This is a genomic window from Pseudomonas sp. SZ40 (genome assembly GCF_052958135.1).
Genome location: NZ_JBQWIF010000005.1, coordinates 103,245 through 130,029 on the forward strand (window position 1 = coordinate 103,245; position 26,785 = coordinate 130,029).

22 protein-coding genes and 2 pseudogenes are annotated in these 26,785 nt (G+C 63.4%); 14 read left to right on the forward strand and 10 right to left on the reverse strand.

Going from position 1 to position 26,785, the window contains the following annotated elements; genetic code table 11:
• Nucleotides 1–31: 31 nt before the first annotated feature.
• The 4 genes and pseudogenes from ACT9T4_RS06565 to dinG all read right to left on the reverse strand — a co-directional run.
• Nucleotides 32–796, reverse strand: a pseudogene (locus tag ACT9T4_RS06565) (OmpA family protein); the annotation flags it as partial.
• A 171-nt stretch (nt 797–967) separates the two neighbouring features.
• Entirely contained in the window at nt 968–2,113 is a 1,146-nt protein-coding gene (locus ACT9T4_RS06570) for a serine hydrolase domain-containing protein (protein WP_499116150.1), read from the reverse strand.
• A gap of 48 nt (nt 2,114–2,161) precedes the next feature.
• The gene (locus ACT9T4_RS06575; protein ID WP_499116212.1) at nt 2,162–4,405 is read right to left on the reverse strand and encodes a beta-agarase; all 2,244 of its coding nucleotides are present in this window, start codon (nt 4,403–4,405) and stop codon (nt 2,162–2,164) included.
• A gap of 313 nt (nt 4,406–4,718) precedes the next feature.
• Nucleotides 4,719–6,863: an ATP-dependent DNA helicase DinG gene (gene dinG / locus ACT9T4_RS06580; protein ID WP_042555254.1), complete on the reverse strand. Its 2,145-nt coding sequence runs from the start codon at nt 6,861–6,863 to the stop codon at nt 4,719–4,721.
• A 274-nt stretch (nt 6,864–7,137) separates the two neighbouring features.
• On the opposite strand from dinG, the gene ACT9T4_RS06585 reads away from it, so the two are divergent.
• Nucleotides 7,138–7,602 (forward strand): CopD family protein, encoded by a 465-nt coding sequence (locus ACT9T4_RS06585; protein WP_499116152.1) that lies wholly within the window; start codon nt 7,138–7,140, stop codon nt 7,600–7,602.
• Between the two features lie 7 nt (nt 7,603–7,609).
• Here ACT9T4_RS06585 and ACT9T4_RS06590 read toward each other — a convergent pair whose 3' ends face one another.
• The 3 genes and pseudogenes from ACT9T4_RS06590 to ACT9T4_RS06600 form a co-directional block, all read right to left on the reverse strand.
• Nucleotides 7,610–8,374 carry a hypothetical protein gene (locus tag ACT9T4_RS06590; protein WP_042555252.1) on the reverse strand — a complete coding sequence of 255 codons (765 nt, stop codon included), beginning with the start codon at nt 8,372–8,374 and terminating at the stop codon, nt 7,610–7,612.
• Complete coding sequence (locus ACT9T4_RS06595; RefSeq protein WP_042555251.1) at nt 8,367–8,666, reverse strand: DUF1145 domain-containing protein; 300 nt, start codon at nt 8,664–8,666, stop codon at nt 8,367–8,369. Before ACT9T4_RS06595 ends, ACT9T4_RS06590 begins: the two co-directional genes overlap by 8 nt.
• Before the next feature lie 152 nt (nt 8,667–8,818).
• Nucleotides 8,819–9,175, reverse strand: a pseudogene (locus ACT9T4_RS06600) (OmpA family protein); the annotation flags it as partial.
• Between the two features lie 442 nt (nt 9,176–9,617).
• Here ACT9T4_RS06600 and ACT9T4_RS06605 point away from each other — a divergent pair.
• Together ACT9T4_RS06605 and ACT9T4_RS06610 are read left to right on the forward strand one after the other, a co-directional pair.
• Nucleotides 9,618–10,115 (forward strand): DUF6231 family protein, encoded by a 498-nt coding sequence (locus ACT9T4_RS06605; protein WP_042555249.1) that lies wholly within the window; start codon nt 9,618–9,620, stop codon nt 10,113–10,115.
• Between the two features lie 2 nt (nt 10,116–10,117).
• Nucleotides 10,118–10,600 carry a YchJ family protein gene (locus ACT9T4_RS06610; RefSeq protein WP_042555248.1) on the forward strand — a complete coding sequence of 161 codons (483 nt, stop codon included), beginning with the start codon at nt 10,118–10,120 and terminating at the stop codon, nt 10,598–10,600.
• Between the two features lie 8 nt (nt 10,601–10,608).
• On the opposite strand, the gene ACT9T4_RS06615 is transcribed toward ACT9T4_RS06610, so the two are convergent.
• Entirely contained in the window at nt 10,609–11,154 is a 546-nt protein-coding gene (locus tag ACT9T4_RS06615) for a hypothetical protein (RefSeq protein ID WP_042555247.1), read from the reverse strand.
• A 276-nt stretch (nt 11,155–11,430) separates the two neighbouring features.
• On the opposite strand from ACT9T4_RS06615, the gene ACT9T4_RS06620 reads away from it, so the two are divergent.
• The 11 genes from ACT9T4_RS06620 to ACT9T4_RS06670 all read left to right on the forward strand — a co-directional run bounded on the left by ACT9T4_RS06620 (nt 11,431) and on the right by ACT9T4_RS06670 (nt 25,640).
• A complete protein-coding gene (locus ACT9T4_RS06620) occupies nt 11,431–11,928 on the forward strand; it encodes an LEA/WHy family protein (protein ID WP_042555246.1) in 498 nt (165 codons plus the stop codon).
• 6 nt (nt 11,929–11,934) lie between these two features.
• Nucleotides 11,935–12,141, forward strand: a complete 207-nt coding sequence (locus ACT9T4_RS06625) for an SEC-C metal-binding domain-containing protein (RefSeq protein WP_042555245.1) — start codon at nt 11,935–11,937, stop codon at nt 12,139–12,141.
• Entirely contained in the window at nt 12,131–12,583 is a 453-nt protein-coding gene (locus ACT9T4_RS06630; protein WP_499116155.1) for a DUF2489 domain-containing protein, read from the forward strand. The genes ACT9T4_RS06625 and ACT9T4_RS06630 overlap by 11 nt, the downstream gene beginning before the upstream one ends.
• A 129-nt stretch (nt 12,584–12,712) precedes the next feature.
• Nucleotides 12,713–15,244 carry a penicillin acylase family protein gene (locus ACT9T4_RS06635; RefSeq protein WP_499116156.1) on the forward strand — a complete coding sequence of 844 codons (2,532 nt, stop codon included), beginning with the start codon at nt 12,713–12,715 and terminating at the stop codon, nt 15,242–15,244.
• A 375-nt stretch (nt 15,245–15,619) separates the two neighbouring features.
• Nucleotides 15,620–16,885 carry an NAD(P)/FAD-dependent oxidoreductase gene (locus ACT9T4_RS06640; RefSeq protein ID WP_156152756.1) on the forward strand — a complete coding sequence of 422 codons (1,266 nt, stop codon included), beginning with the start codon at nt 15,620–15,622 and terminating at the stop codon, nt 16,883–16,885.
• Complete coding sequence (locus tag ACT9T4_RS06645; RefSeq protein WP_499116158.1) at nt 16,885–19,638, forward strand: nitrate reductase; 2,754 nt, start codon at nt 16,885–16,887, stop codon at nt 19,636–19,638. The genes ACT9T4_RS06640 and ACT9T4_RS06645 overlap by 1 nt, the downstream gene beginning before the upstream one ends.
• Nucleotides 19,639–19,735: 97 nt before the next feature.
• On the forward strand, nt 19,736–20,482 hold the full coding sequence (gene cobA / locus ACT9T4_RS06650; RefSeq protein WP_499116159.1) for a uroporphyrinogen-III C-methyltransferase: 747 nt from the start codon (nt 19,736–19,738) through the stop codon (nt 20,480–20,482).
• Between the two features lie 81 nt (nt 20,483–20,563).
• Nucleotides 20,564–21,871: a nitrate regulatory protein gene (locus ACT9T4_RS06655; RefSeq protein ID WP_042555240.1), complete on the forward strand. Its 1,308-nt coding sequence runs from the start codon at nt 20,564–20,566 to the stop codon at nt 21,869–21,871.
• Between the two features lie 710 nt (nt 21,872–22,581).
• A complete protein-coding gene (locus ACT9T4_RS06660; protein WP_179537538.1) occupies nt 22,582–23,913 on the forward strand; it encodes a CmpA/NrtA family ABC transporter substrate-binding protein in 1,332 nt (443 codons plus the stop codon).
• Nucleotides 23,914–23,928: 15 nt separating this feature from the next.
• On the forward strand, nt 23,929–24,774 hold the full coding sequence (gene ntrB / locus ACT9T4_RS06665; RefSeq protein ID WP_042555238.1) for a nitrate ABC transporter permease: 846 nt from the start codon (nt 23,929–23,931) through the stop codon (nt 24,772–24,774).
• Nucleotides 24,775–24,785: 11 nt separating this feature from the next.
• Nucleotides 24,786–25,640, forward strand: a complete 855-nt coding sequence (locus ACT9T4_RS06670) for an ABC transporter ATP-binding protein (protein WP_499116161.1) — start codon at nt 24,786–24,788, stop codon at nt 25,638–25,640.
• Nucleotides 25,641–25,658: 18 nt separating this feature from the next.
• On the opposite strand, the gene ACT9T4_RS06675 is transcribed toward ACT9T4_RS06670, so the two are convergent.
• Both ACT9T4_RS06675 and dcd read right to left on the reverse strand, forming a co-directional pair.
• Nucleotides 25,659–25,886 (reverse strand): hypothetical protein, encoded by a 228-nt coding sequence (locus tag ACT9T4_RS06675; protein ID WP_042555236.1) that lies wholly within the window; start codon nt 25,884–25,886, stop codon nt 25,659–25,661.
• A 287-nt stretch (nt 25,887–26,173) separates the two neighbouring features.
• A complete protein-coding gene (dcd, locus tag ACT9T4_RS06680) occupies nt 26,174–26,740 on the reverse strand; it encodes a dCTP deaminase (protein ID WP_042555235.1) in 567 nt (188 codons plus the stop codon).
• Nucleotides 26,741–26,785: the final 45 nt, after the last annotated feature.

A 26,785-nucleotide genomic window follows, 5' to 3' on the forward strand; every position in this document is an offset into this window, starting at 1 on the left:
CGACAGAGACCCTAGTCTAAAGGCGTAACGCCTATTTGGCTTGATCTGAAGCAACCACTTTCTTGGCGTCGGCCAACTTGGTGGTGTTCTTGGCCGCAGGCTTGTCGGCTGCCTTGGCTACTGCCTTCGCGGCAGGCTTGGCCGCCGGCTTGGCTGCAGGTTTGGCCGATGACTTGGCCACCGCCTTGGCTGCAGGCTTGCTCGCCGCCTTGGCTGCAGGTTTTGCGTCAGCCTTGGCTGCCGGCTTGTCGGCCACGGCCACAGCGGTGGCATCGGTAGCCGCCGGGGCCGGAGCTGGCCGGCTGTACTGGGCGATCAATGCGCGCAGGGTGTCCTGACGGGTCAACAGGATTTCCACGCGGCGGTTCAACTCACGACCATTGGCGCTGTCGTTGGCTGCACGCGGCATGTCCGGGCCCATGCCCTGAACCATCAGGCGATCCTGCTTGAGGCCGCTGAGGCGGAAGATGGCGGTGAAGGCACGTGCACGCTCATGGCTGAGCTCACGGTTGGTTTCCAGCGCGCCGCTGCTATCGGCATGCCCCAATACCAGCACGCCGACCTTGTTGTCCTTCTCCAGCACCTTGGCTACGCGGGTGATCGGCCCGAGGGTGACCGGCAGCAGCATGCCTGGACGGTCAGGGTTGAACGAACCCTTGACCGGGGCGGTGACCACCAGCAGGTTCTCGCGACGTTCGATTTCGAAGTTGCTGCCCTTGATCGCTTCGCGCACCAGCGGCTCGTACTCATCGAGCCAGGCCTGGGTAACCTCGGGCGGCGGCATCGGCGCCGGCTTGGGGTCTTCCTTCTTCTCGAACAGGGAGCAACCTGTCAACAGTACGCAAAGCGCCAGCGCGCAAGTCTTATAGGAAAGCATCGGTCATCCACATCTAATCGGTCGAAGTCACCCGGCCAAACCGGAGTCAGCAGCTAAAAGCCATATTACGCAAGAGTTTAGCCGCGATTGTTAAAAACACTTGCATAAGATACCTGCAAGTTTCTGTGCCCGCGGATCCATTAAGACGAACGGCCCCAGGTTATTCGTAACGAAACCCACGGCCACATCGCGCTGCGGGTCCGCGAAACCGGTCGAACCTCCCGCACCGGGATGGCCGAATGCGCACGGCCCCATGCCGTAGGTGGCGTTGGCCAGGGCGGGCTGATCGAGCATGCAGCCAAGGCCGAAACGGGTCGACGTCAGCAAGGTCCTGTCCTCACCGACACTGTGCTCACGGGTGAGTTCGGCCAGCAGCTCGCTGTCGAGCAGGCTGCCATCGAGCAGACCGCTGTAGAAACCAGCGAGGCTACGGGCATTGCCGTGGCCATTGGCGGCGGGCTGCTGCATGCGCCGCCACTCCGGCTTGTTGGTGCTGGTCATGATCGAGGGAGGGTTGGCGAACGCCCGGGTGGTCAGGGCCTGGGCATCGCTCATCATGGTCTTGAGCAGGCGCTGGGCCGCGGCATCGCCGACATTGCCCTTGCCACGGCTGATCGTCGCCACCCGGTGGAATTCCTCATCGGCCAGGCCGACATGAAAGTCCAAGCCCAACGGCTTGGCGGTGCGTGCAACGATCGACTCGCCCGGGCCACGCCCTTCAATACGCCGTAACAATTCTCCGACCAGCCAGCCATAGGTGATCGGCGCATAGCCGTGGCCTTCGCCCAGGGCCCACCAGGGTGCCTCGGCCGCCAGCGCACGGGTCATGGTCTGCCAATCGTAAAGGGCTTCGGCCGGCAAGCTCTCACGTATCGCCGGCAACCCGGCCTGATGGCTGAGCAGATGGCGCAGGGTGATGCGCTCTTTGCCTGCTGCCGCGAACTCCGGCCAGTAGCGGGCTACCGGTGCGTCCAGTTCCAGCTTGCCTTCGCCGACCAACTGCAGCGCGGTAACCGCCGTGAAGGGCTTGGTGCAGGAAAACAGGTTGAGGATGGTATCGCTGTGCCAGGCCTGCTGGCCGTCCTTGTCGGCGACCCCGGCCCAGATATCCACCACGGTTTCACCGCCCACCTGAACGCAGAGCGCTGCACCGCGTTCCTGCGGATCGTCGAAGAAATCGGCGAAGGCGTCTTTCACTGCTTCGAACTTGAGGTCGAAGTAACCCTGAATCTGCACTGCTTGCTCCTGCGAGGGAGGCGCCAGGCTCACCTGGCGCCCCGGTGATTAAGGCGTGGTCGCTTCGCTCGGCTTGGCTTCAGGCTCGGCCGCCGCGTCCTTGGCCGGAGCGGCTGCGGCTGGCGGCTCCTTGGCTGCCTCCTCGAGCACCTTGGACGGCACGGCCAGGTTGGCCTTGCGAACCGCCTGGACGAAACCGTCCCACGGCCTGTCGGTGATCGCCACCAGCCCCAGGTGCCCGTTCTCGCCATCGAGCAGGCGTCCGGTTACCGGCTGATCGAGGTACTGGAACCAGTGCACACCGACGATCTGCGGTTCTTCGAGTGCCTTCTCGAGGAAATGCGCATAGGCCGGGCCGCGCTCCTCTTCCTTGTAGACCTCGGATACGCCGCCCCAGAACGGGCCGCGGTCGCGAGAGCCGAAATGGAACTCGGTGACCAGCATCGGCTTGTCCAGCTTGCGCAGTGCCTCGAAGTCGTAACCGTGCTGCGGCTCGCGGGTGTAGAAATTGAAGCTCAGCACGTCACAGTATTGAGCACAGGCTTCCACCGCCTCGGGAATGCTCGCCGAGAAACGACCACCGAGCAGTAGATGATTCGGCGTGTGCCAGTCGAGCGAGTCGGCGATGGTCTTGAAATAGGTGTCGGCGAACAGACGCAGAAAACGCTTCATGTCGTTTTCAATGGCCGGGTAGGCCGGGTTGATCGGCGGCGCCTTGAAGCCAGGGTCTTCCATCAGTTCCCAGGCCTGCAGCTCGATACCCCAGGCCTTGGACAGCCCTTCCTGGTTGCGGTACTTGTCGCGCAGCTGTTTCAGAAACGCACGCTTGGCCGGCACGTCGGTGGTCAGGCGCAGGGTCGCGTATGCCAGGGCGTAGCGCGATAGCGGATCGTCCGCCGGACCGGCCCAGGCCAGTTCGTTGTCGGCGTAATAGCCCATCACCCAGGGGTCGTCACGATGGTCACGGGTGGCGATGGCGATGGCGCGCTCGGCGGCCATGGCGAATCGTGGATCGAACGGGTCAGGCATGCCGCCCCACCAATCGATACCGGTGCTGATGGTCGCGTAGTCGCCATGGATCGACAGCGGGATGCTGTAGGGCATGCGTTTGTCGAAGGCGAAATCGTTCTCGCTCCAGTTACCCAGGGTGTTGAAGCCCCAGGCCTGCAGACGATTCTGTGCCCGCTCGCGCCAGACCTTGGGGTCCTGAGCGCCGTATGTGCGCTGCAGGTTGGCGCTGTAGAAATCGTACCAACGACCACTGTCGAAGGCACGGCCGCGGTTGGCGCCGGTATCGGACTGGTTGTCGCTGCTGCCGTAGAACGCGGCCAGCGGCTCGCCCTCGGCGGGCAGCGCGCTGAACATCTTTTCACGGCCTTCGATATAGGTCTGGCTCTCGCTGCCGATGACCGTGTTCACCCCCAGGGAATAGAAGGGGTTGCCCTCGGGCGTGATCAGGAACCAGCGCCCTGCCCGCTTCTCGGTGCGGAAAAAGCCAGTGGCCTCGAAGGACGGGCCGCCGATCCAGCCGCCATAGTTGTCCTGCCGGGGGCGATCGGCCTGCCAGGCCTGCAGTTGCTTGTCTTCCTGAGCAACACCCTGGCGCAGTTGATCGTCGTTCTTGATCTTGCCCGGCCAATCACGGCGAGTGAACTGACCATAGGTATCGACGATACCGCGGTAGGCGTCTTCCAGATCGGCGCTGTCGCGCACACCGAAACGTCCCAGCAACAGATGCTGGGCAGCCTGAGGATTGGGGATGGAGAGCGTCACCGCAGTGACCTTCGCCGGGTCGATCTCACCATTGACGGTCTCCGCCAACAGCAGCAGACGACCATCGTAACGCCACGGCATCACGGCCCCGGCACGCATACCCTGAGCACGCGGCGAGGTAGCCCCCAGCGGCACCAGCAGTGTCTGCGCGGGCCCGGCCGGCAGGGCGATCTGGGTGGTCAGGCGCTTGCCGTCGGCACTTTCGATGGTGACATCGACAGTCAGCGCCCAATCCATGGCGTTCTGCACACGCAAACTCATGGCACTGAACTCGGACCAGTCCCAGTTGCCACTCTGCGGAGTCAGCCGCAGCGTCGGGCGTTCGCTTGGGTTGAAAGTAGCGCGGCGCAGGATTTCGCCCTGGGCAGCGCTTTCCGCAGTAACGCTGGGCAGGTAGGCGTTTTCGCCACCGATCTGTACCGCGTCCATCGGCCGGACGAAGTTGAACAGTTCCTGTTGATCTGCGGCATGGCCCATGGTCGGCAGGCCGAGCAGCGCGACCAGAACCAGACGTCCCATCGCCAGGGGTTGTCGAGGACGGGCTGCAGCGATGCACAGTGACCGTACTTTGGAAACCAGACCCTCGGTGGGCACGTGCGCGTCGCACTGCACCGAACGATCGGCCGACAGCAGCCAGGTGTTGACCTTCAAGACCCCTTCTCCCCGCAACTCGACAGATAAAAATGACCCGAGACAGTCCCGCCACGAGCCCTATGCCGCGCTTCACGCGCGAAGCGGCAATAGTGCGCCAGATGGGGGCCTGACCGCAAAGCCCGCATGTCGATTAAGGACGATTTTGGTGCCTGTTTTTTTCGCCGTCGCCGGGGCGGCGTCAGGAGATCTCTCGGCGAAACGGCGGCAACGCATTGAGAATCGCCTTGCCGTAACGCTGGGTGACCACCCGTCGATCCAACAGGGTGATGGTGCCACGATCCGCCTCGGTACGTAGCAGGCGCCCGCAGGCCTGAACCAGGCGCAGCGATGCATCGGGCACGGAGATTTCCATGAACGGGTTGCCGCCACGGGCTTCGATCCACTCCGCCAGTGCGGCCTCGACAGGATCATCCGGTACCGCGAAAGGAATCTTGGCGATCACCACGTGCTCGCAATAGGCGCCAGGCAAGTCGACACCTTCGGCGAAGCTGGCGAGACCGAACAGCACGCTCTCCTCGCCACTGTCGACCCGAGCCTTGTGCTTGTTGAGGGTTTCCTGCTTGGACAGGTTGCCCTGGATGAACACACGCTTGCGCCAGTCGCGCTCCAGGCCGTCGAACACGTCCTGCATCTGTCGACGCGAGGAAAACAGCACCAGGGTTCCCCGCGAACCCTGCACCAGCCCAGGCAAATCGCGGATGATCGCGGCCGTGTGCTCGGCGGCATTGCGCGGGTCGGCCTTCAGATCCGGGACCCGCAACACGCCTGCATCGGCATGGTGGAACGGACTCGGCACCACCGCCGTGACGGCCACCTTCGGCAGCCCGGCGCGCATGCGATAGCGGTCGAAGGTTCCCAGTGCGGTGAGTGTCGCCGAGGTCACGAGGGCCCCATAGGCCACATTCCACAGGTTGCGCCGCAGGGTCTCGGCGGCCAGGATCGGGCTGGCATTGACCTCGATATCGAACAACGCACCACTTTCGGCCAGGGTCAGCCAGCGCGCCATCGGCGGGCTGTCTTCCGGGTCTTCACTGGTGAACGCCAGCCACAGCTCCCAGGTGCCCTTGGCCCGCGCCAGCAGACTGCCGAACAGCGGGTACCACTCTTCGGCCTGGTGGCTGGCGATGCCGTTGCCGGTCTCACCATCCATGGCTTCCTTGAGTTTTTCGGTGACGCCAGTGAACAGATCGGTGAGTTTGGAAAAACCCTTCTTGAGTTCCAGGCCCAGCTCGATCAGGTGTTCGGGCACCACGCCGCCGATGAAACGATGGCGCGGCCGCTCACGCCCCTCCATATCTTCGCCCGGCTTGAAATCAGCGAGCTGTTCACAGGCGCTGAACATGAACTGCTGATGGGTCTTGAGCTCGCGAGCCAGCTCCGGGACCTGCTCGATCAGCCGACCGAGGTCACCCGGCAGGGGATGCTGAGCCAGCAGCTTGGCGAGGTTCTTGGCGATTTGCTCGAGCCAGTCGGCAGTGGAACGCAGCCGGGTGAAGTGAGCGAAATGGCCGATGGCCTTGTCCGGCAGGTGATGGCCTTCGTCGAACACATACAGGGTGTCACGCGGATCGGGCAGCACCGCCCCGCCGCCGAGGGCGAGATCCGCCAGCACCATGTCGTGGTTGGTGACGATCACATCGACCTTGCCCATGCCTTCGCGGGCTTTGTAGAAGGCGCATTGTCCGAAGTTGGGGCAGTGCCGGCTGGTGCACTGGCTGTGATCGGTGGTCAGTTGCGCCCAACGGCTGTCTTCCAGCTCCTCGGGCCAGCTGTCACGGTCACCATCCCACTTATTGCCAGCGAGCTTCTCGATCATGGAGGTGAAGAGCTTCTGCCCTGCCTCGTCCACGTCGATACGAAAGCCTTCTTCCTCGAACAACTGCGCGGTGGAGCTCTGCGCCTGGCCTTCCTGCAGCAATACGTCGAGTTTCGACAGGCACAGATAGCGCCCACGGCCCTTGGCCAGTGCGAAGCTGAAACTGAGGCCGCTGTTACGCATCAGATCCGGAAGATCCTTGTGCACGATCTGCTCTTGCAGGGCCACGGTGGCCGTGGCGATCACCAGCCGCTTGCCGGCCGCCTTGGCGATAGGGATGGCCGCCATGCTGTAGGCCACGGTCTTGCCGGTACCGGTGCCAGCCTCCACCGCGACCACGGCAGGCTCGCCCAGGCGACGCTCCTCGTCGTCGGTCTTGATGGTCCCGAGCACCTTGGCTATTTCAGCGATCATCAGACGCTGCCCATAGCGCGGCTTGAGCCCCTTGGACTCGAGAAAACGGGAATAGGCGCCCTGGATCTGGGACTTGAGTTCGGTACTGAGCATGAAGAACTTAGGCTAAAAAGGCTGGATATATTTTCAGTGTTTGCAAACGGCCGCTATCATAGCGCGCCAATCGCCTGCGCGCTGACTCGCTTGCCAAAACCGGATGAAGAGCAGCGCGCGGCAAGACTTTCTGAAACCCGATCAGCGCAGTGCTGCTGGCAATCGAGCCGTCCCGAGCGACGGCGAGGAAATGGACTTCGGCAACGTCGGCCAGGCATGGCTGCGATCGCATCGGCCAATGCTGCCTGATCCGGGCTGTAACCGGAGTACATGAATGCAACCTTATTCCTTGATCTACACCCTGCACCTGCTCGCTGCGCTGGTCTGGGTCGGCGGCATGTTCTTCGCCTGGATGGTGCTGCGCCCCGCGACAGGCGCCACGCTGCAGCCCGCCGAGCGGCTGACGCTATGGCTGGACGTGTTCCGGCGCTTCTTCGTCTGGGTGTGGATCGCGGTGCTGCTGTTGCCGATCAGCGGAGTCGGCATGCTGCACATGGGCTTCAGCGGCTTCGATGGCGCCCCCCGCTACGTGAACGTGATGATGGGCCTTTATCTGGCGATGCTGGCGCTGTTCCTGCGTATCCAGGCCTTGCAACTGCCGGCATTGCGCCGCGCGGTGCAAGCCCAGGACTGGCCGGCAGGTGGCGTCGTACTGGGGCGTATCCGCCGACTGGTCGCGATCAACCTGTCATTGGGGCTGGTCGTGGTCGCGATCGCGGCAGCCCGCCCCAATCTTTAAGCGCTGATCAGAAACGCACCACGTCAAGGCGCCCGTCCTGCCCGGCTGCACCGGGTTGGCCGGCCATGCCGGGCCGCCCATCGCGAGCACCGCTGGTGCTGTAGATCCAGCAGCCCTTGCTCGCACCACCCGTACCGGCAATGCCCGCACTACCGGCAGGGCCACCGGCGCCACCTTCCAGCCGGGCCTGCAAACGCTCGACAGGGAAGTCCGCCGGGACCTCCAGACGCACCTGCCCACCCGGCGCACCGGGATGCCCATCGGTACCGTTCTGGCCATTGTGGCCTTCACTGGCCTGCCCCCAGGCACAACCACCGGCCTTGCCATCGGCGCCGTCCAGTCCGGCATAACCGGGGGCGCCACGACCACCACGGGCATCGAGCAGCCACTGATCGGTGTTCACGGCCTGCAGGCGGATGACCAGCGTACGCCCCGGTACTGCTGCACGCTGGGCAGTACCCGGAGCACCCGGCGCACTGATCTGCGCGCCCGAGGCGATCTCGCCGGAGCCGATATCCAGATGCAGACTTTCGTTGGACGGCGCGATGGCGATCTGCGCGTTATGACCCAGATATAGCTCGTCGATACGCAACTCGCTGACCCCGACCGGCACCAGCAAGGTACCGTTGTCTGCGATCGTCAGGCGCTGCAATTGCAGCACGCTGCCCTGCGCGGGCAGGCGCATGAAGTTGTGGGAGTCGACCTCGATGACGGCCTCGCCCAGTGCCAGCAACGGGCAACACAGTGCCGCCAGCAGAATCAGCTTACGCATGGGCGGTTTCCTCGGGGCTAACCTGCAGAGCCGTGCTGGCAACAGCCGGAAGCGTCCACAGATGGAAGATGCCGAAAGCCAGCACCTGAGCCCGCGCCACAGCGACGCGCGGCTGACCGCGAAGCAGACCATTGAACAACGCCAGTTCGATGACATGCAGCGCCAGCACGGCAGCGCCAGCGAGCGTCAGCAACTGAGCGAAAGGTTGAGCGTATGGGTCGATCAGATTGGCAAGCACGACGCACCAGAACAGTGTCGCCAAGAGTTTGCCCAGCCCCGCGATAGTCTTCATTGCCCGCCCCGACCGCTTATGATTTTGCGGCACATTACTGTGTTTGCGGGTAAGGAAACCAGAGGGTCGAACGAAAACGATGCCCGTTGCGTAGCATCGTGCTCCTGACCGGCATGAAGCCGGTCAGGATTCTCGCGAATGTCGAGGCTGGCTTATGGCCGTGCTTCGACTTCCGCTTCCACGCGACGGTTGATCGCACGGCCTTCTTCGGTGGCGTTATCGGCAACCGGACGGCTTTCACCATAGCCGACTGCATTCACGCGGGTACCACCCACACCGTACTGATTGACCAGTACTTCACGCACGGCATTTGCACGGCGCTCGGACAGGGCCTGGTTGTAGGCGTCGGTACCGACGGAGTCGGTATGGCCTTCAACCACAGTGGTGGTTTGCGGATATTGCTTGAGGAAGTCAGCCAGGCTCTGAATATCGCCAAGGCTTTCCTGCTTCACTTGAGACTTGTCAAAATCGAACTTCACGTCCAGCTCGACACGTACCGCTTCAGCAACCGGCTCAGCGACCACCGGCTCTTCGACGATGGTTTCTTCGACCAACACCAGCTCTTCCTGACCATCAGCGCCGTGCACCCAGCAATAGGCGGCAGCGAAGCCAGCACCGATCACTGCACCACCACCAGCCCAGGCCGAGCTTTCGATGGCGCCCAACGCTGCGCCACTGACGCCGCCTACCGCAGCACAGGTTGGCCAGTCGGATTTCTGAACGCCAGCGCACCCCGTCAGAAAGGTGGACGCAATGATCAGGGGTACCGCTTTCCTTGTAATACTCATATGCAAGTCTCCTAATGGGAATCGGTGCAAAAACCGACACTCTGGATTAAAGACGCCCGTTTTAAAATCTGCCAGACAGCGTTACGACAGCCGAGCAGAACGAACAGTTCTAGTTGATTGCATCCGCGCGGGGTAGTCTTTTGTGATTCCTTCGAGGTTTTCGATGAGCCACATCATTTCTACACGCACGCCGCAACAATCGCTGGCAGCTCTACTTCAACGTTATGCGCCCGAACGCCTGCTGCTGATCGGTGCCAGCGAGCAACCTGCCGTGAATGCCTTTCGACAAGCGCATCCCCAGAGCCTGATCGCCCATTCCGCCACCGGCGCCCTGCCAGCGGAGCTGGCCGGACAGCGTTTCGATCTCGCCGTCATCGTCGATTGCCTTGAGCACATGCCCAAACGCGATGGCCTACAACTGCTCGGTGGCATACGCAATTTGAATGCCAGCCGCATGGCGGTGCTGGTCGACCTGCAGGCCAGCGGCTGGAAAGACACCGACTTCTTCGCCCTCGCCCTGCATGTCAGCGAGCGCTTCGCGAGGGAAGAGCAGGTTCTCAGTCTGTTCACCTATGACCTGCTCGAGTACAAACAGGCACCCGACTGGCTGAACGCCAAGTTCTGGGCCAATCCGGAAAATTTCGGCAAGTACTGGTGGTAAGTATGGAAACCGGAGCCCCGCAAACTGGCTGCCCCTGCGGTAGCGGCGACTCTCTGCTGGATTGCTGCGGCCGTTATCACGACGGCGTGCCTGCTCCCTGCGCGCAGAGCCTGATGCGCTCGCGTTACAGCGCTTACGTGCTTGGCAATATCGATTATCTGGTGGCGACTTCGCTGCCCGCCCAGCAGGCGAAACTCGACGTCGAAGGCATCCGCGCCTGGAGCCTGCAAAGCACCTGGCTGGGCCTGGAGGTCGAGCACTCGGAGTTGCTGGGTGGTCAGCCCGAACATGCCAGGGTGACCTTCATCGCCCGCTGGCACGACGCAGCCGGCGAGCACAGCCACCGTGAACGCTCCGCTTTCGTGCAGAATCAGGGCCGCTGGTACTTCATCGACCCGACCGTAGGCCTGCAGGCCGGGCGCAACGACCCCTGCCCATGCGCCAGTGGGCAGAAGTTCAAGAAGTGCTGCGCGGGCTATCTATAGCTACGACTTCACACCAGCTTGAGGTGCGAGGTATCCGGCGCCGCTGCTGCGGGCTGAGCCTTCGCCTGGCCCATGTCGCTGCCCACCGGCGCGAGGCTGAATTGCGACAAGTCCAGCACGGGCTCGGCCACCTCGACTGGCGCATCCTGTAGATCCGCACCCAACGCGGCAACGCCGAAATCCGGCGCATCGACATCGGCAAAGGCCGCCATGTATTCATCACGCGGCGCCACCTGCAGGCGCCCCGGCTGCGGCTGACTGGCTGGCGCAGTGATCGGCTGGGCCGGTGGTGGCGGCGCCAGTTCGATCTCTTCGATGATTTCCGGCTCGGTATCGATCACTTCGACACGCGCCCCGGCGCGCTCCAGGGTACTGCGGTACTTCTCGGCAGCGGCTTCGTCCAGATTGTTCTTGATCACCACCCGCCGCCCGGAAAACAGCTGAGCGATACGCTGGGCATCGGCCTGGAACAGCTTGGCCAGGTTGGCCTGTACGGTTTCCAGCTGGGCACCGGGCACCAGCTCACCGGAAAATGCGACTTCGTATCGCGCCATCACCACGCTCCTTTTTGTCATTTCGTGTGCCGCTTTGGCCACAGCAATAAAACCTAAATGCATGCAGGCCAGTATGACGCAGCTTTTTGCGAGCACACGAGAGTCCGTCGGCATTTCCTCACTGCGCTCCCGGCAAAGCGCTCGAAATGCGATGACGGCGGCGAGCGTCTGCTTGGCGCTTCGGCCTGGGGCCACCCAGGTTGCGCGGAAATGTTAACAGCCCCTAGGGCAGCCAAGCCGTCTCTTGTTACACTGAGGCCTCGAACGGAGTATGAAATGTTTTCTCAGGCGCAAATGATAAGAATTCTTAGCCTACTGGTGTTTCTTGGTCTGTGCTCGGTCTTGAGCGGTTGCTCGACCTGGCTTTCGGACGATTTCGAAGATCCCGACGTTCGTCTCGTGAATGTCGACGTGGTAAGGGCCAAGCTGCTGGAGCAGCGCTTCGTCCTGCGCTTCCGGATCGACAACCCCAACGACGTCAGCCTGCCAGTGCGTGGCCTCAACTACGTGGTGCACCTCAACGACGTGAAGCTCGCCGAGGGTGAATCGGAAGTCTGGTTCACCGTGCCCGCCAATGGTCATACCGAATTCGACGTTCCCGTACGTACCAACCTGTGGCGCCACGTGCGTCAGGTGGTCAAGTTGCTCGAACAGCCGGACCAGCCCATCAGCTATCGCCTGCAGGGTGAAGTGAAAACCGGATTATTCTTCGGGCGCCGCGTGCACATGGCACGCAATGGCGAGATAATTCCCGGTGAATATCTTCCGGAGTAACCTCGCATGACCCAGCAACCCCACGTCCACGGCCCTGACTGCAACCACGATCACGACCATGATCATGGCCACGATCATCACGGCCATGTGCACGGCCCGCACTGCAACCACGCACCTCAGGAGCCGGTACGCAACACCCTGAAGGACGTTGGTCGCAACGATCCCTGCCCGTGCGGCAGCGAAAAAAAATTCAAGAAGTGCCATGGGGCCTGATCACCTGCTGATCCTGTTCGCGACGCTGATCGTCGTCGCCCTGACGCTGTACGCCGCCCATCTGTGGCGTCGGGTCTGGGCCAGGCAACGCCTGCAGAGCGATGCTCGCCACGCCCAGCGCCAGCGTCTGCACGATGATTTACGGGTGCTGGCCAGTTGTCTGCTCGACGGGCAGGTGCCGCTGATAGAAGGCGCGATTCGCATCAAGGTGCTGCTCGACAATTACGACTCCACACTGAGCCTGACGCCCCAGACCCAAGTCTTTCAGCAGCTTTACCAGGCGACTGCACACGTGCCCACCCACGCCGACTGGAAAGCCCTGAGTCGGGCCGGACGGCGCCAGCACGAGAGCCGTTTCGCCGAGCTGGCCCAGGCTCACGACCAGCAAGCCCGAGAGGCTGCCCGCTGGCTGCTCGACGACGGACTGAGCACGCGCCCATAACCCATGGGGCGACGACCGTCGCTCCGATCACGGCGCCACTTGCCAGGCGCCATGCCGCTCTCTACCTTTAGCGCCATTCGCATCCGGGCACCCGCCCACCACCGCCATTTTCCGCCAGGAGTCCGCCGCATGCTGCCGCGCGCTTTCCGTCCTCTCGCCACCTTTGGCCTCGCCGGCCTCGTTACCGGCCTGGTCGCGCTGAGCGGCTGCCAGTCTCTGCTCGATAGCCGCTACCGCAACAGCGTGCACCCGGATCAGGGTTCCTTCCGTGTCCAGGGGCTGGCGCAAACCGCCTCGGTACGCCGCAACCCGCTGGGCATGCCGCTGATCGAGACCCATACCTTTCACGACGCCCTGTTCACCCTCGGCTACGTACACGCCAGCGATCGCCTCAGCCAGATGGTCAGTCTGCGTCTGATGGCCGAGGGTCGCCTGGCGGAAATGGCCGGCCCTGGCGTGCTGGAAATGGACCGTTTCATGCGCGCGGTGAACCTCAAGAAGAGCGCCGAGGTGCTCTACAAGAATGCCTCGCCGCGGATGAAGGCGTTCTTCGAAGTCTATGCCCGTGGCGTCAACGCCTACCTGTTCCGCTATCGTGACAAGCTGCCGATGGACCTGGCCGAAGCCGGCTACCGGCCGCCTTACTGGAAGCCCGAAGATTCGGTGATGATCTTCTGCCTGCTCAACTTCGGCCTCTCGGTGAACCTGCAGGAAGAGATCGCGGCCCTGACCCTGACCCAGAAAGTCGGCGCGGACAAACTGGCCTGGCTGCTGCCGACCTACCCGGACGAGCCATTACCGTTCGAGGAAGCCGAAAAACTCAAGGGCCTTGCTCTCGGCGGCAACATTCCCGGCCTTCAGGCGGTGAAGAGCGCTGCCGCTCAGGTGTCCGAGCGGCACATGCTCGGCGTCGCCGCCTCGAACAACTGGGCCATCGCGCCCTCGCGCAGTCGCAGCGGCAAGAGCCTGCTGGCCAACGACACCCATCTGCCGATCGAGCTGCCCTCGGTATGGAGCTTCGTGCAGATTCGTGCGCCGAAATTCCAGGCATCGGGCGTGACGGTCGCGGGCATACCCGCCGTGGTTGCCGGTTTCAACGGCAAGCTCGCCTGGGGCATGACCATGGTGATGGGCGACAACCAGGACCTGTTCCTCGAACAGGTCAAGCGTGAAGGCAATCGCCTTCTGTATCTCGCCGATGGCAAATGGCAGCCAGCTCAGGAGCGCCAGGAAACCTTCTTCATCAAGGGTCAGAAACCGATTCGCGAAACGCTCTACGAAACCCGTCACGGCGCGCTGCTCAACAGCGTGCTGGGCGAGCGCAAGCATCCGCTGCAACCCCTGCAGTTGCAGAGTGGTTACGGCCTGGCGCTACAGACCACCCAGTTCGAAGACGACGCCAGCCTCGACGCCTTCTTCGATCTGTCGCGCGCGCAGTCGGTGGAACAGGCCTTCGAGGCAGCCCGGGAAATCCGTGCCATGCCACTGAACCTGGTGTTCGCCGATGCCGAGCACATCGGCTGGCAGGTCACCGGGCGCTTCCCCAACCGCCGCGGCGGCCAGGGCCTGGTGCCATCGCCGGGCTGGGAAAGCCGCTACGAGTGGGATGGCTTCGCCGACCCGATGCTCCATCCTTACGACCAGGACCCGCAGCAAGGCTGGCTGGGTAGCGCCAATCAGCGCAGCGTGCCTCGCGGTTATGGCATGCAGCTTTCCAACTCCTGGTACGCCCCGGAGCGCTATGAGCGCATCGCGCAGTTGGCCGGCAGCGGTCGCCATGACACGCAAAGCATGATTGCCATGCAATACGATCAGACCTCGCCTTTCGTCGCCAAGCTGCAGAACATGTTCGAAGCGCAGAACATGGCCGCACCACTGCGCCAGGCCATCGACCGCCTGCCGGAGGCACAGCGTGGCAAGGCCCGTGAAGCCTTGAGCCGCTTGATGGCCTTCGACGGCAAGCTCTCCGCGACCTCCGCGGACGCAGCCGTGTATGGCGCCTTCCTGCACGAAAGCGCGCGGCAGATCTTCCTCGACGAGCTCGGCCCGGAAACCTCGAAGGCCTGGAAGGCGCTGGTCGATACCGCCAACCTCTCCTATTCGGCCCAGGCCGATCACCTGCTCGGCCGTGAAGACAGCCCGTTCTGGGACGACGTGCGTACCCCGCAGAAGGAAGACAAACCGGCGATTCTCGCCCGCAGCCTGGCGGCCAGCATCGAGCTGCTCGAGCAGCGCCTGGGCGCTGAACGCACCGCCTGGCAATGGGGCAAGCTGCACACTTACGAGTGGCTGAGCGGTAGCACGCAGATGGCGCCCTACCTCGGCGCCGGTCAGCGCGCCAGCATCGGCTCCCTGAAAGGCTATCTGGACCGCGGCCCCTACCCGGCCGGCGGTGATCACAGCACGTTGAACGTCTCGGCCTACAACTGGGGTCAGGACTTCGATACCTGGCTGATCCCGAGCATGCGGATGATCGTCGACTTCGGTCGCGAGGAACCGATGATCGGCCTGAACAGCTCCGGGCAATCGGGCAACCCGGCCAGCCCGCACTATGCCGACGGCATCGATGCCTGGCGGCGGGCCAAGTACCTGAGTTTCCCCGTGCAGCAGCAGAATCTGGAGAAGACCTACGGCAGCAAACGCCTGCTGCTGACGCCTTGACGCACAAACCAGGTGCGCAACGCACCAACAACGCGCAGAGATAGCCCTCACCATAGGGTCGATCAGGCGTAGCCAGCGGGACAGGATGCTGGCTGCGCCCTGCCCCGCCCAATCACGGCCAGGAACTGGGCGACGCGGGGTTGCGGCTTCGCGCCGCTGACTGACGGAGCCATTTTCTGCTTGCGGTACGACTCTGCCGCGCCGTTCCCGGGCAATTGGCACACTCCCTGCTCATGTCCCTGCAGACATAGAGCACGCCGGTAGCCGGCAGGGCTCCCCGAAACGAATCGGGATCGGACAAAGGCGTCCTTGCACTACGGTGCAGGACGCCTTTTTTTGTTTGCCGCGATTCACTCAGGGCCACGGAGGTAGCGGATGAAACGATTGAAACTGGTGATGATCGGCAATGGCATGGCCGGCGTACGCACGCTGGAAGAACTGCTCAAGATCGCTCCCGACCTCTACGACATCACCGTGTTCGGCGCCGAGCCGCACCCCAACTACAACCGCATCCTGCTCTCACCGGTGCTGGCGGGCGAACAGACCTTCGATGACATCGTGCTCAACGAATTGAGCTGGTACACCGAGCACGGCATCCATCTGCTGCTGGGCCGCAAGGTGGTGGAAATCGACCGGGTGCATCGCCGGGTGATCGCCGATGATGGCAGCAGTGCCGATTATGACCGACTGTTGATCGCCACCGGCTCGCGACCATTCATCCTGCCGATACCGGGCAATGGTCTGGCAGGCGTGATCGGCTACCGGGATATCGCCGACACCCGCTGCATGCTCGACAGCGCCAACCTGCACCGTCGTGCGGTGGTCATCGGCGGCGGCCTGCTCGGTCTGGAGGCGGCACATGGCCTCAAGCTGCGTGGCATGGATGTGAGCGTGGTACACAACGGCGCTACCCTGCTGGAACGCCAGCTCGACGAGCGTGCTGGCAGGCTGCTGCAGAGCGCCTTGGAACGACGCGGCCTGCACTTCGCCCTGGGCAAGCAGACCGCCGAGCTGATCGGCACCGACAGCGGCCGGGTCAGCGCCGTGCGCTTCAGCGATGGTGAACAACTGCCCGCCGACCTGGTGGTGATGGCCGCCGGTATTCGCCCCAACATCGAACTGGCCCAGCACGCAGGCCTGCCCTGCGCGCGCGGTATTCTGGTCAACGATACGCTGCAGAGCTTCGACCCCCGGGTCTACGCCGTCGGCGAGTGCGTCAGCCACCGCGGCGTGGCCTACGGCCTGGTGGCACCATTGTTCGAACAGGCGCGAGTATGTGCCAGCCACCTGGCCATGCAGGGCTTTCGCCGCTATCTCGGCTCGCTGACCGCCACCAAGCTAAAGGTCACCGGTATCGATCTGTTCTCCGCAGGTGACTTCGCTGGCGGCCCAGGGACGCAGAGTATCGTTCTCGATGACCCGATCACTGGCAGCTATCGCAAACTGGTGCTGAAGAACGACGTGCTGGTCGGCGCCTGCCTGTATGGCGATACCGCCGATGGCGCCTGGTATCTGCAACTGATCCGCGAAGGTCGCCAGGTGGCGGATATCCGCGACATGCTGATGTTCGGCGAGGATGCGGTGAGCAGCCTGTCATCCACCTGCAGCACCGATCCGATTCTCCTGCAGGGAGCGGCCTGATGGGTGTTCAGGAACTCAGCGGCGTGACACGCACCAGCGCATCGACCTGCTGTTATTGCGGCGTCGGCTGCGGCGTGCTGATCGAGCACGACGGCGAGCGCATTCTTGGCGTCAGCGGCGATCCCGCGCACCCGGCGAACTTCGGCAAGCTGTGCAGCAAGGGCGCCTCGCTGCACCTGACCGGCGATCTCGCCGCCCGTGCCCTGTACCCCGAACTGCGCCTCGGCAAAGGGCTGGGTCGTGTTCGTACCGACTGGGACAGCGCCCTCGATCATGCTGCCGATGTATTCGCCGAAACGATTCGCCAGCACGGCCCGGACAGCGTCGCGTTCTATATCTCCGGGCAGTTGCTGACCGAGGACTACTACGCCTTCAACAAGCTGGCCCGCGCGCTGGTCGGCACCAACAATATCGACAGCAATTCACGCCTGTGCATGTCGTCGGCCGTGGTCGGCTACAAGCGCAGCCTGGGTGCCGATGCGCCGCCCTGCTCGTACGAAGACATCGAGCAGGCCGACACGCTACTGATCATCGGCAGCAACATGGCCTATGCCCACCCGATCCTGTTTCGCCGTCTGGAGGCGGCCAAGGCAGCAAACCCGCAGATGAAGGTGATCGTCGTCGACCCGCGGCGCACCGACACCTGCGACCTCGCCGACCTGCACCTGGCCATCGCGCCTGGCAGCGATGTGGCGCTCCTGCACGGCGTGCTGCACCTGCTGCTGGAACAGGGGCGTCTCGACCACGCTTTCATCGAGGCGCACACCGAAGGCTTCGAGGCGCTACACGCGTTGGTCGCCGACTACGAGCCTGCGCGCGTCGCCCAGCTCTGCGCAATCAGCGAAGCGGATTTGCGCCGCTGTGCGGACTGGATCGGCAGCTCGCCGCGTTTTCTGTCGCTGTGGTGCATGGGCGTCAATCAGTCCACCGCCGGCACCGCAAAGAACGCCGCGATCATCAACCTGCACCTGGCCACCGGGCAGATCGGCAAGATCGGCAGCGGGCCCTTTTCCCTCACCGGCCAGCCCAATGCCATGGGCGGTCGGGAAACCGGTAGCCTGTCCAATCTGCTGCCCGGTCACCGTGAAGCCGCCAACCCGGAGCACCGCGCCGAAGTGGCCGCTTACTGGGGCGTCGACGCTCTGCCGGAAACCCCTGGCCTCAGCGCTATCGAGCTGTTCGAGGCAGTGGGCAGCGGCAAGATCAAGGCGCTGTGGATCGCCTGCACCAACCCGGCCCAGTCCATGCCGGACCAGCACAGCATTCACAAGGCCCTGAGCGACTGCCCTTTCGTGGTCGTGCAGGAGGCGTTCTTCACCACCGAAACCTGCCGCTACGCCGACCTGCTGTTGCCCGCCGCCAGCTGGGGCGAGAAGGAGGGCACGGTGACCAACTCCGAGCGCCGCGTCAGTCGCGTGCGCCGTGCCGTACCGGCACCTGGTGAGGCGCGGGCCGACTGGTCGATCACCTGCGACTTCGCCAGGCGCCTGGAAACCCGCCTGCCGGGCGTGCCGTCCGGGCATTTCGCCTTCGAGAAGTGCGAGCAGCTGTTCGAGGAATACAAGGTCCTGACCCGCGGTCGAGATCTGGATCTCTGCGGCCTCGACTACGCGCTGCTGGAAGCACGCGGCCCGCAACAATGGCCCTTTCCGGAGGGCGCGCAAATCGGTACGCCGCGCCTCTACGGCGACGGCCGTTTTCCGAGCGCCAACGGCCGCGCACGCTTCATCGCCGAGGCTTACCAGCCGGCCAAAGAGCAACGCGACAGGCACTACCCGCTGACGCTCAACACCGGGCGCCTGCGCGATCAGTGGCACGGCATGAGCCGTACCGGCACCGCGGCACGGCTATTCGCCCATGTCGAGGAACCGCTGCTCGATCTGCACCCGCACGACATGGCGCAACGACACCTGGAGAACGGCCAACTGGTCGAAGTGCGCAGCCGCCGCGGCACACTGGTGGTGCGCGTACAGACCGACGCCAGTCTGCAACAGGGCCAGGCGTTCCTACCCATGCACTGGGGAGATCGCTTTCTCAAGGGCCTGGGCGTCAATGCCCTGACCCTGCCAGCGTTCGATCCGCTATCGAAGCAGCCAGAGCTGAAACACGCCGGCATCGACGTGCAGCCCATCGACCTGCCCTGGAGCTTCCACGCGCTGATCGAAGGTGATGTTCAGCAACGCCTGCAAGCCCTGCACCCGCTGTGCGAAACCTTCGCCTACGCCAGCTTCGGCCTGGCCGGCCGCGAGAACTCGGCACTGGTGATGCGCGTCGCCCACCATCATGCGCCCGATGCCGGGCTGCTCGAGCTGCTTCAGGAACAACTGGGCCTGGCCAAAGGACCGGTGATCCGCTACGACGACCCTCGTGGCGACCCTGGCCGCCAGCCCATTCACAAGCGCGTGCGTATCAACGGCGGTCGCCTGACAGGCTTCTCCCTGAGCGGTGAAACCCTGGCTCGTGGCTGGCTGCGCGACCTCTGGCAAAACCAGACCTCGCTCGATGACGACAGCGGCCTGGGGCTGCGCCGCTGGCTGCTGGCGCCAGTGCAGAGCCCGCCCGGCCAGACTCGCCCGCAGACCGGCAAGACCCTGTGCACCTGCATGAACGTCAGCGAGGCGGCAGTGCGCGAGGGCATCGAGCGCGGCTGCGACCTGATCGCGCTCAAACAGAATCTCGGCTGCGGCACCCAGTGCGGCTCCTGCGTACCTGAAATCAAGCGTCTGCTGGCGCTACAGACCATCGAAGCCTAGCGAAGACTGGGTTGAACCTAGGGTCTGTTGACGTTTCAGCGCGAGCCGCGTTGCCGTGCGGAAACGTCAACAGACCCTACAGAGAAGGATTACCGTGATGACCCCAAGCGTTTGGCTGATCGGCGCCGGCCCAGGCGACCCGGAACTGCTCACCCTCAAGGCGGTGCGTGCCCTCGGCCTGGCCGACGTGGTGCTGATCGATGACCTGGTCAACCCGCAGGTGCTGGAGCACTGCCCCGGTGCCCGGGTGATCCGCGTGGGCAAGCGCGGAGGCTGCCGCTCAACGCCCCAGGCCTTCATCCATCGCCTGATGCTGCGCTATGCCCGCCAGGGCAAGGTGGTCGCACGCCTCAAGGGGGGTGACCCGTGCATCTTCGGTCGTGGTGGCGAAGAGGCCGACTGGCTGGCCGCCCGCGGCGTGCACTGCGAGATCGTCAACGGCATCACCGCCGGCCTGGCCGCGGCGACCCGCTGCGGTATCTCCCTGACGCTGCGCGGTGTCGCCCGCGGCGTCACCCTGGTGACCGCACACACTCAGGATGGCAGCTCGCCCAACTGGCAGGCGCTGGCCGACAGCGGCACGACGCTGGTGGTGTACATGGGCATCGCCACCCTGGCCGATACCCGCCAGCATCTGCTCGAGGCAGGCATGGCGGCGCATACCGCCGTGGCGATGATCGAGAACGCCTCGCTGCCGGATCAACGCGAATGCCGCAGCACCCTGCTGGAGATGGCCGACGCCGCCTTGGCGTTCAAGCTGAAAAGCCCGGCCATTCTGGTGATTGGCGACGTGGTCGGCGCCGCCATGGACGCCGCCAGAGAACTGGAGATGCGCAGCGCCTGAGCCAAAAGCAGTCCGGCAAAGGCAACTGGACTGCTATTTGCACTGTTTTAGTTCAACCGTACTGCCTGAAAGACTGCCCTCATGCCTGACACCACCATGCCTGCCGCCCTGCGTTTCATGCTCGCCGCCCGCCGTTGCGAGCTGCAGGGCCTGGAAAGCCTGTCCTTCACCTGCCAACTGGTGACCCATATCAGCCAGTTGGTGCACCACCTGCAGAAGGAACGGGGCTACTCCAACATCTATCTCGGCAACCAGTCGAGCCATTACCTGCACCAACTTGATGCACACAGTGCCGAATCAGCCGCCGTAGAGCGCCAGGTACACGAATGCTTCATGGCCATGGATACCGCCCAGGCCAATGCCGCGGACCGTGCCCGCCTGTTCAACCGCATCGCCTATGTATTGCATGGCCTGGACGAACTGCCCGGGTTGCGGCGTCGTATCCGTGAACTGGAGCCCACGCCACGCCTGGCCACCCAGGCCTTCACACGGCTGATCGGCGGCTTGCTGGCCGTGGTCTTCGAAGCCGCCGATACCGCTGTCGATCCAGGCATCACCCGGCTGCTGGTGGCCATGTTCAACTTCATGCAGGGCAAGGAGCTGGCCGGCCAGGAGCGCGCCGCCGGCGTCGAAGGCTTCTCGCGCGGGCATTTCGATGCCGAGTTGCAGGAGCGTCTGCAGCATCTCGAAGACGGCCAGGAGCGCTGCTTCGATGTGTTCGGCGAGTTCGCCGATACCGAAGCAGTGGCGCTCTGGCAGCAGATTCACGGTGGCGACACCGTCGCTCAGGTGATCAGCCTGCGCGGCATCGCCAAGCGTACGTCGGCCAATGCCACGGTGGATCCAAGCCTCTGTGAGCTGTGGTTCGAACTCAATACCCGGCGCATCGATGCCATGAAGGAGGTGGAAAACCACCTCGCCAATCGCCTGCTGGAGCATTGCCGTAGCAGTATCGCCGAGGCCCATGCAGACCTGGACAACCATCGCACGCTGCTCAAGCGCCTGGCGCAGATGGATGTCGGCAGCGATCAGGCGCTGCTGTTCAGCGTGCACAGCAGCACGCTGGACAGTGCGCCTCAGGATTCGGTGGGCAACCACCTGGCGCGCTCGGTGCTCGACCTGCTGCACGAGCAGAACCAGCGTCTGCAGCGGGTCAGCGACGAGCTCAAGGAAACCCGCGAGACCCTCAACGAGCGCAAGCTGATCGAGCGTGCCAAGAAGCTGCTGATGAACGATTACCGGCTCAGTGAAGAAGATGCCTACGCACGCCTGCGCCAATCCGCCATGGAACGCAGCATGCGGCTGGTCGACGTGGCCCAGAGCCTGCTCGCCTTCGCCGCCCGCAAGGCCCAGGAAAATCCGCGCGCAGACAAGGGCAAGCGCGGCTGAGTGGAGCGCTTGCCTGCCAGGCATCGCTCGCCATCCCTGCTCGAATCTATTCACGATCTTTCGACGCTGCAGCCATGTGCAATGGCTGCAGCGATCATCGGTGCAGTCTCTGTGGGAGCGGGCGGGGACGCCCAGTCCATGCCCGCGAAAAAAATTACGGGCATGGCCCGTTCCCCCAGGTAAGGCAACAATGTCTGCTTTTGATGTCGACCCATCGGAACAAGCGTTTTTGATACATAGAGATAGCGCAGCGATTCCCGCCCGTGAAAGCAGTTGACGCTGTACCGCCAGCACCCAGTTCGAACTCCACCCTCAGTATCGCCTCGCTCGACCGCAGTCTCCCGATGCCCAAAAACGAACTCGCCATGCACCTGCTCCGCGCACTGAAGGGACATCGCGCCCTGCTGCTGTGCGGTGGCAAATGTCGCCCGCTTGGCTCGCGGATGGTCGACGCGTGTCGGACGCGCTTCGAAAAGCCTTCCTGCTCAAGCAGTTAACGCATCGATGTGTGCTGCACGGCGGCGATCGCCTCGCCGTCGAATCAGGCGACAGGATGTCTGGCATGCAACCTGCTAAGTCCATCATGAGTGAGGCAGGCACTGCCCCTCCACAATCCGAATCCTGGACAACGGCGTCCACCCTCGTTGCAGCCCGAGCGCTGCCATGAGAGTGACGCCGTTTTTTTATGCGTGCCTTTTGGGGAAAACGATATGGACGACAAGCCACGTACATTGCCGAGCATCGACGACAGCACCAGCCAGCCGCGCCGTACCTTTCTCAAGCAGTCCATGGGTCTGCTTGGTGGCGGTGCGCTGATGAGCCTGCTGCCGGCGGGGCTGAGCAGCGCGGTATGGGCTGCCGGCAGCGATGGTCTGGAGACCACCAAGGCCAAGCTCGGCTTCATCGCCCTGACCGACGCCGCACCGCTGTTCGTGGCCGATGAACTGGGCCTGTTCGCCAAGCACGGGATGACCGGCGTGGAAGTGCTCAAGCAATCGTCGTGGGGCACCACTCGCGACAATCTGGTGCTTGGCGCCGGCAGTGGTGGCATCGATGGTGCCCATATCCTCACGCCGATGCCCTATCTGATGGCCGCTGGCAAGGTCACCACCAACAACACCCCATTGCCGATGTATGTGCTGGCGCGCCTGAACCTCAACGGTCAGGGCATTTCCATCAGCAAGGAATACCAGGACCTCAAACTCGGCACCGACGCCAGCGCCTTCAAGCAGGCCGTCGCCGCCAAACTTGCCAAGGGCCAGAAAATCGCCGCGGCCATGACCTTTCCCGGCGGCACCCACGACCTGTGGTTGCGCTACTGGATGGCAGCCGGCGGCATCGAGCCCAACAAGGATCTGCCGACGGTGGTGATCCCGCCACCGCAAATGGTCGCCAACATGAAGGTCGGCAGCATGGACGCCTTCTGCGTCGGTGAGCCTTGGAACGCGCAGCTGATCAACCAGGGCATCGGCTACAGCGCGGTCACCACTGGCGAACTGTGGGCCAATCACCCGGAAAAGGCCCTGTCGCTGCGCGCCGATTACGTCGACGCCAACCCCAACGCTACCCGTGCGCTGCTCAAGGCGGTGATGGAAGCGCAGATGTTCTGCGAAGCGGCGGAGAACAAGGAGCAGGTCGCCGAGATCTGCGCCAAGCGCCGCTGGATCGGCGCTCCTGCCAAGGATCTGCTGGCACGCCTGCAAGGCAACATCGACTACGGCAACGGCCGCGTGGTGGAAAACAGCCCGCACGTGATGCGCTTCTGGAGCGAGTTCGCCTCCTATCCTTTCCAGAGCCACGACCTGTGGTTCCTGACCGAAAACAAACGCTGGGGCTACCTGCCGAAGGATTTCGACAGCCAGGCACTGATCGACACCGTCAATCGCGAAGACATCTGGCGCCAGGCCGCCGCCGAGCTCGCGGTGCCTGCCGAGCAGATTCCGCCATCCAAATCGCGCGGCGTCGAGACCTTCTTCGACGGCAAGACCTTCGACCCGCAGAACCCGCAAGCCTATCTCGACAGCCTGTCCCTGAAGGCCTAACCGGAGAACCGCCCCATGAATGCGCCCGTAAAATCGCTGGCCCTGCCGGCTGGTGTCATCGCTCCAAGCTGGCTGAAACGGCTGTCGACCACGCTGATGCAATCGGTGCTGCCGCCTCTGGTGATCACCGCGGCACTGCTGCTGATCTGGCAATTGCTATGCAGCGGCGCCAATGCTTCGCTGCCACCGCCCAGCCAGGTCATCGAAGACACTTGGGAGCTGATCGTCAATCCGTTCTATGACAATGGCGGCACCGACGTCGGCATGGCCTGGCAGTTGCTCGCCAGCCTCGAGCGCGTAGCCTACGGCTATGCCCTGGCGGTGGTCGTCGGTGTCGCCCTGGGGGTGCTGGTCGGCCAGTCGACCTGGGCCATGCGCGGCCTCGATCCGCTGTTCCAGATCCTGCGTACCGTCCCGCCGCTGGCCTGGTTGCCGCTTTCGCTGGCCGGTTTCAAGGACAGTCACCCGTCGGCCCTGTTCGTGATTTTCATCACCGCCATCTGGCCGATCATCATCAATACCTCGGTGGGCATCCGCAATATCCCCGAGGACTACCGCAACGTCGCCAAGGTGCTGCGCCTCAATGGCGTGGAGTACTTCCAGAAGATCATGTTGCCCGCCGCCGCGCCCTACATCTTCTCCGGGCTGCGCATCGGCGTGGGGCTGTCCTGGCTGGCGATCATCGCTGCAGAGATGCTGATCGGGGGCGTGGGTATCGGCTTCTTCATCTGGGACGCGTGGAACGCCTCGCGCATCAGCGACATCATTCTCGCCCTGGTCTACGTCGGCGTGGTCGGCTTCCTGCTCGATCGCCTGGTGCTGTTCGTCGGCAATCGCATCACTCGCGGCACATCGGCCTGAGGAATACGGATATGAGCAAGCACTACCTGAGCATCGAAAACGTGGAAAAGTACTTCGAGCGTGACGGCGTCACGTCCCATGTGCTGAACCAGATCAACCTCAACGTCGAGCGCGGCGAGTACATCTCCATCATCGGCCACTCCGGTTGCGGCAAGTCGACGGTGCTGAACATCGTCGCCGGCCTGACCGACTCCAGCAGCGGTGCGGTGATTCTGGATGGCAGAGAAGTTCGCGGCCCCGGCCCGGATCGTAGCCTGGTGTTCCAGAACCACTCGCTGCTGCCCTGGCTGACGGTGCAGGAAAACGTCGCCCTGGCGGTCGACAAGGTCTTCAAGCGCACCAAGAGCAAGGCCGAGCGCCGTGACTGGACGCTGCATCACCTGGAACTGGTAAGCATGGGCCACGCCCTACACAAGCGGCCCAACGAAATTTCCGGTGGCATGAAACAGCGCGTCGGCATCGCCCGCGCGCTGGCCATGGAACCCAAGGTGTTGCTGCTCGATGAACCCTTCGGCGCACTCGATGCGTTGACCCGCGCCCATCTGCAGGACGAGGTGATGCGTATCCAGAGCGAGTTGCACAATACGGTGATGATGATCACCCACGACGTCGACGAGGCGGTGCTGCTCTCCGATCGCATCGTGATGATGACCAACGGCCCGTCGGCGACCATCGGCGAGATCCTCACCATCGATCTGCCGCGGCCCCGTGATCGCATCGCACTGGCGGACGATCCGCGTTACAACGCCTATCGCCATGCGGTGCTGAGTTTCCTGCACGAGAAGCAGCGCAAGGTCGAACCCATGAATGCACGCCGCTCCGCCGCCGTTGCAGAGCCGGCGAGCAAGGAGCGCGCTCGCGCCTGAGCCCGAGCCGCTTGGTCGTCAGTCTCGGGCGATGCCGGTGATGGTGATGCCGAAGCGCTCCTCCAGGCGAACTGCGGGAGTCTGCTCCTCACGGGGCTGCTCCTTCGGTTCGAGGCGCTCCAGATTCTCTTCGGCCCACTCCAGCAGCCAGATCACGGCTTGTTCCAGACTGGGTTTGTCTTTCGATTTGACCTTGAGGACTTCTGCCGCCTCATCTCTGCTGTAGGCGATATTCCATTGACTCATAGTGTGTCTCCAGCGGTGGCATTGTTGCTGGCACGCGAAGTCGCGCGCCTTGATAACCATGTAGACCTGCCACCCGTGAACAGTTCGCCCTATAAATCCTTTGGAACTTCATAGGGCGCATCCACTCAGAAACTAGGCATCGATTGATTTCTCCGGGCGCATGAAGCGCCCATTTTTTTGCCTGCGATTTGACCCCACGCCGTCAAGATCTTGAGCATCGAGTAAACGCTGCGCACAAAAAAACCGGGAAAATCCCGGTTTCTTGGCAGTGCGCCGCAGAGGCCGTATCAGGCCCTGGGCAGGGTGACCCCGCGCTGCCCCTGATACTTGCCGCCACGGTCCTTGTACGACACCTCACAGGCCTCGTCGGACTCGAGGAACAGCATCTGCGCAACGCCCTCGTTGGCATAGATCTTCGCGGGCAGTGTGGTGGTGTTGGAAAACTCCAGGGTCACGTGCCCTTCCCATTCCGGCTCCAGCGGCGTGACGTTGACGATGATGCCGCAGCGCGCGTAGGTGCTCTTGCCCAGGCAGATGGTCAGCACGTTGCGAGGAATACGGAAGAACTCCACGGTACGAGCCAGGGCGAACGAGTTCGGCGGGATGATGCACACGTCACTCTTGATATCGACGAAGCTTTTCTCATCGAAATTCTTCGGGTCGACGGTGGCGGAGTTGATATTCGTGAAGACCTTGAATTCATCGGCGCAGCGCACGTCGTAGCCGTAGCTCGACACACCGTAGGAGATCAGTTGCTGACCGCCTTCGCTACGCACCTGGCGCTCGACGAACGGCTCGATCATGCCGTGTTCCTGGGCCATGCGGCGAATCCACTTGTCTGATTTGATGCTCATGGCGGGGCCGTCCTGAAGGTCTGTTCGGTGAAAAAGTGAGCGCAT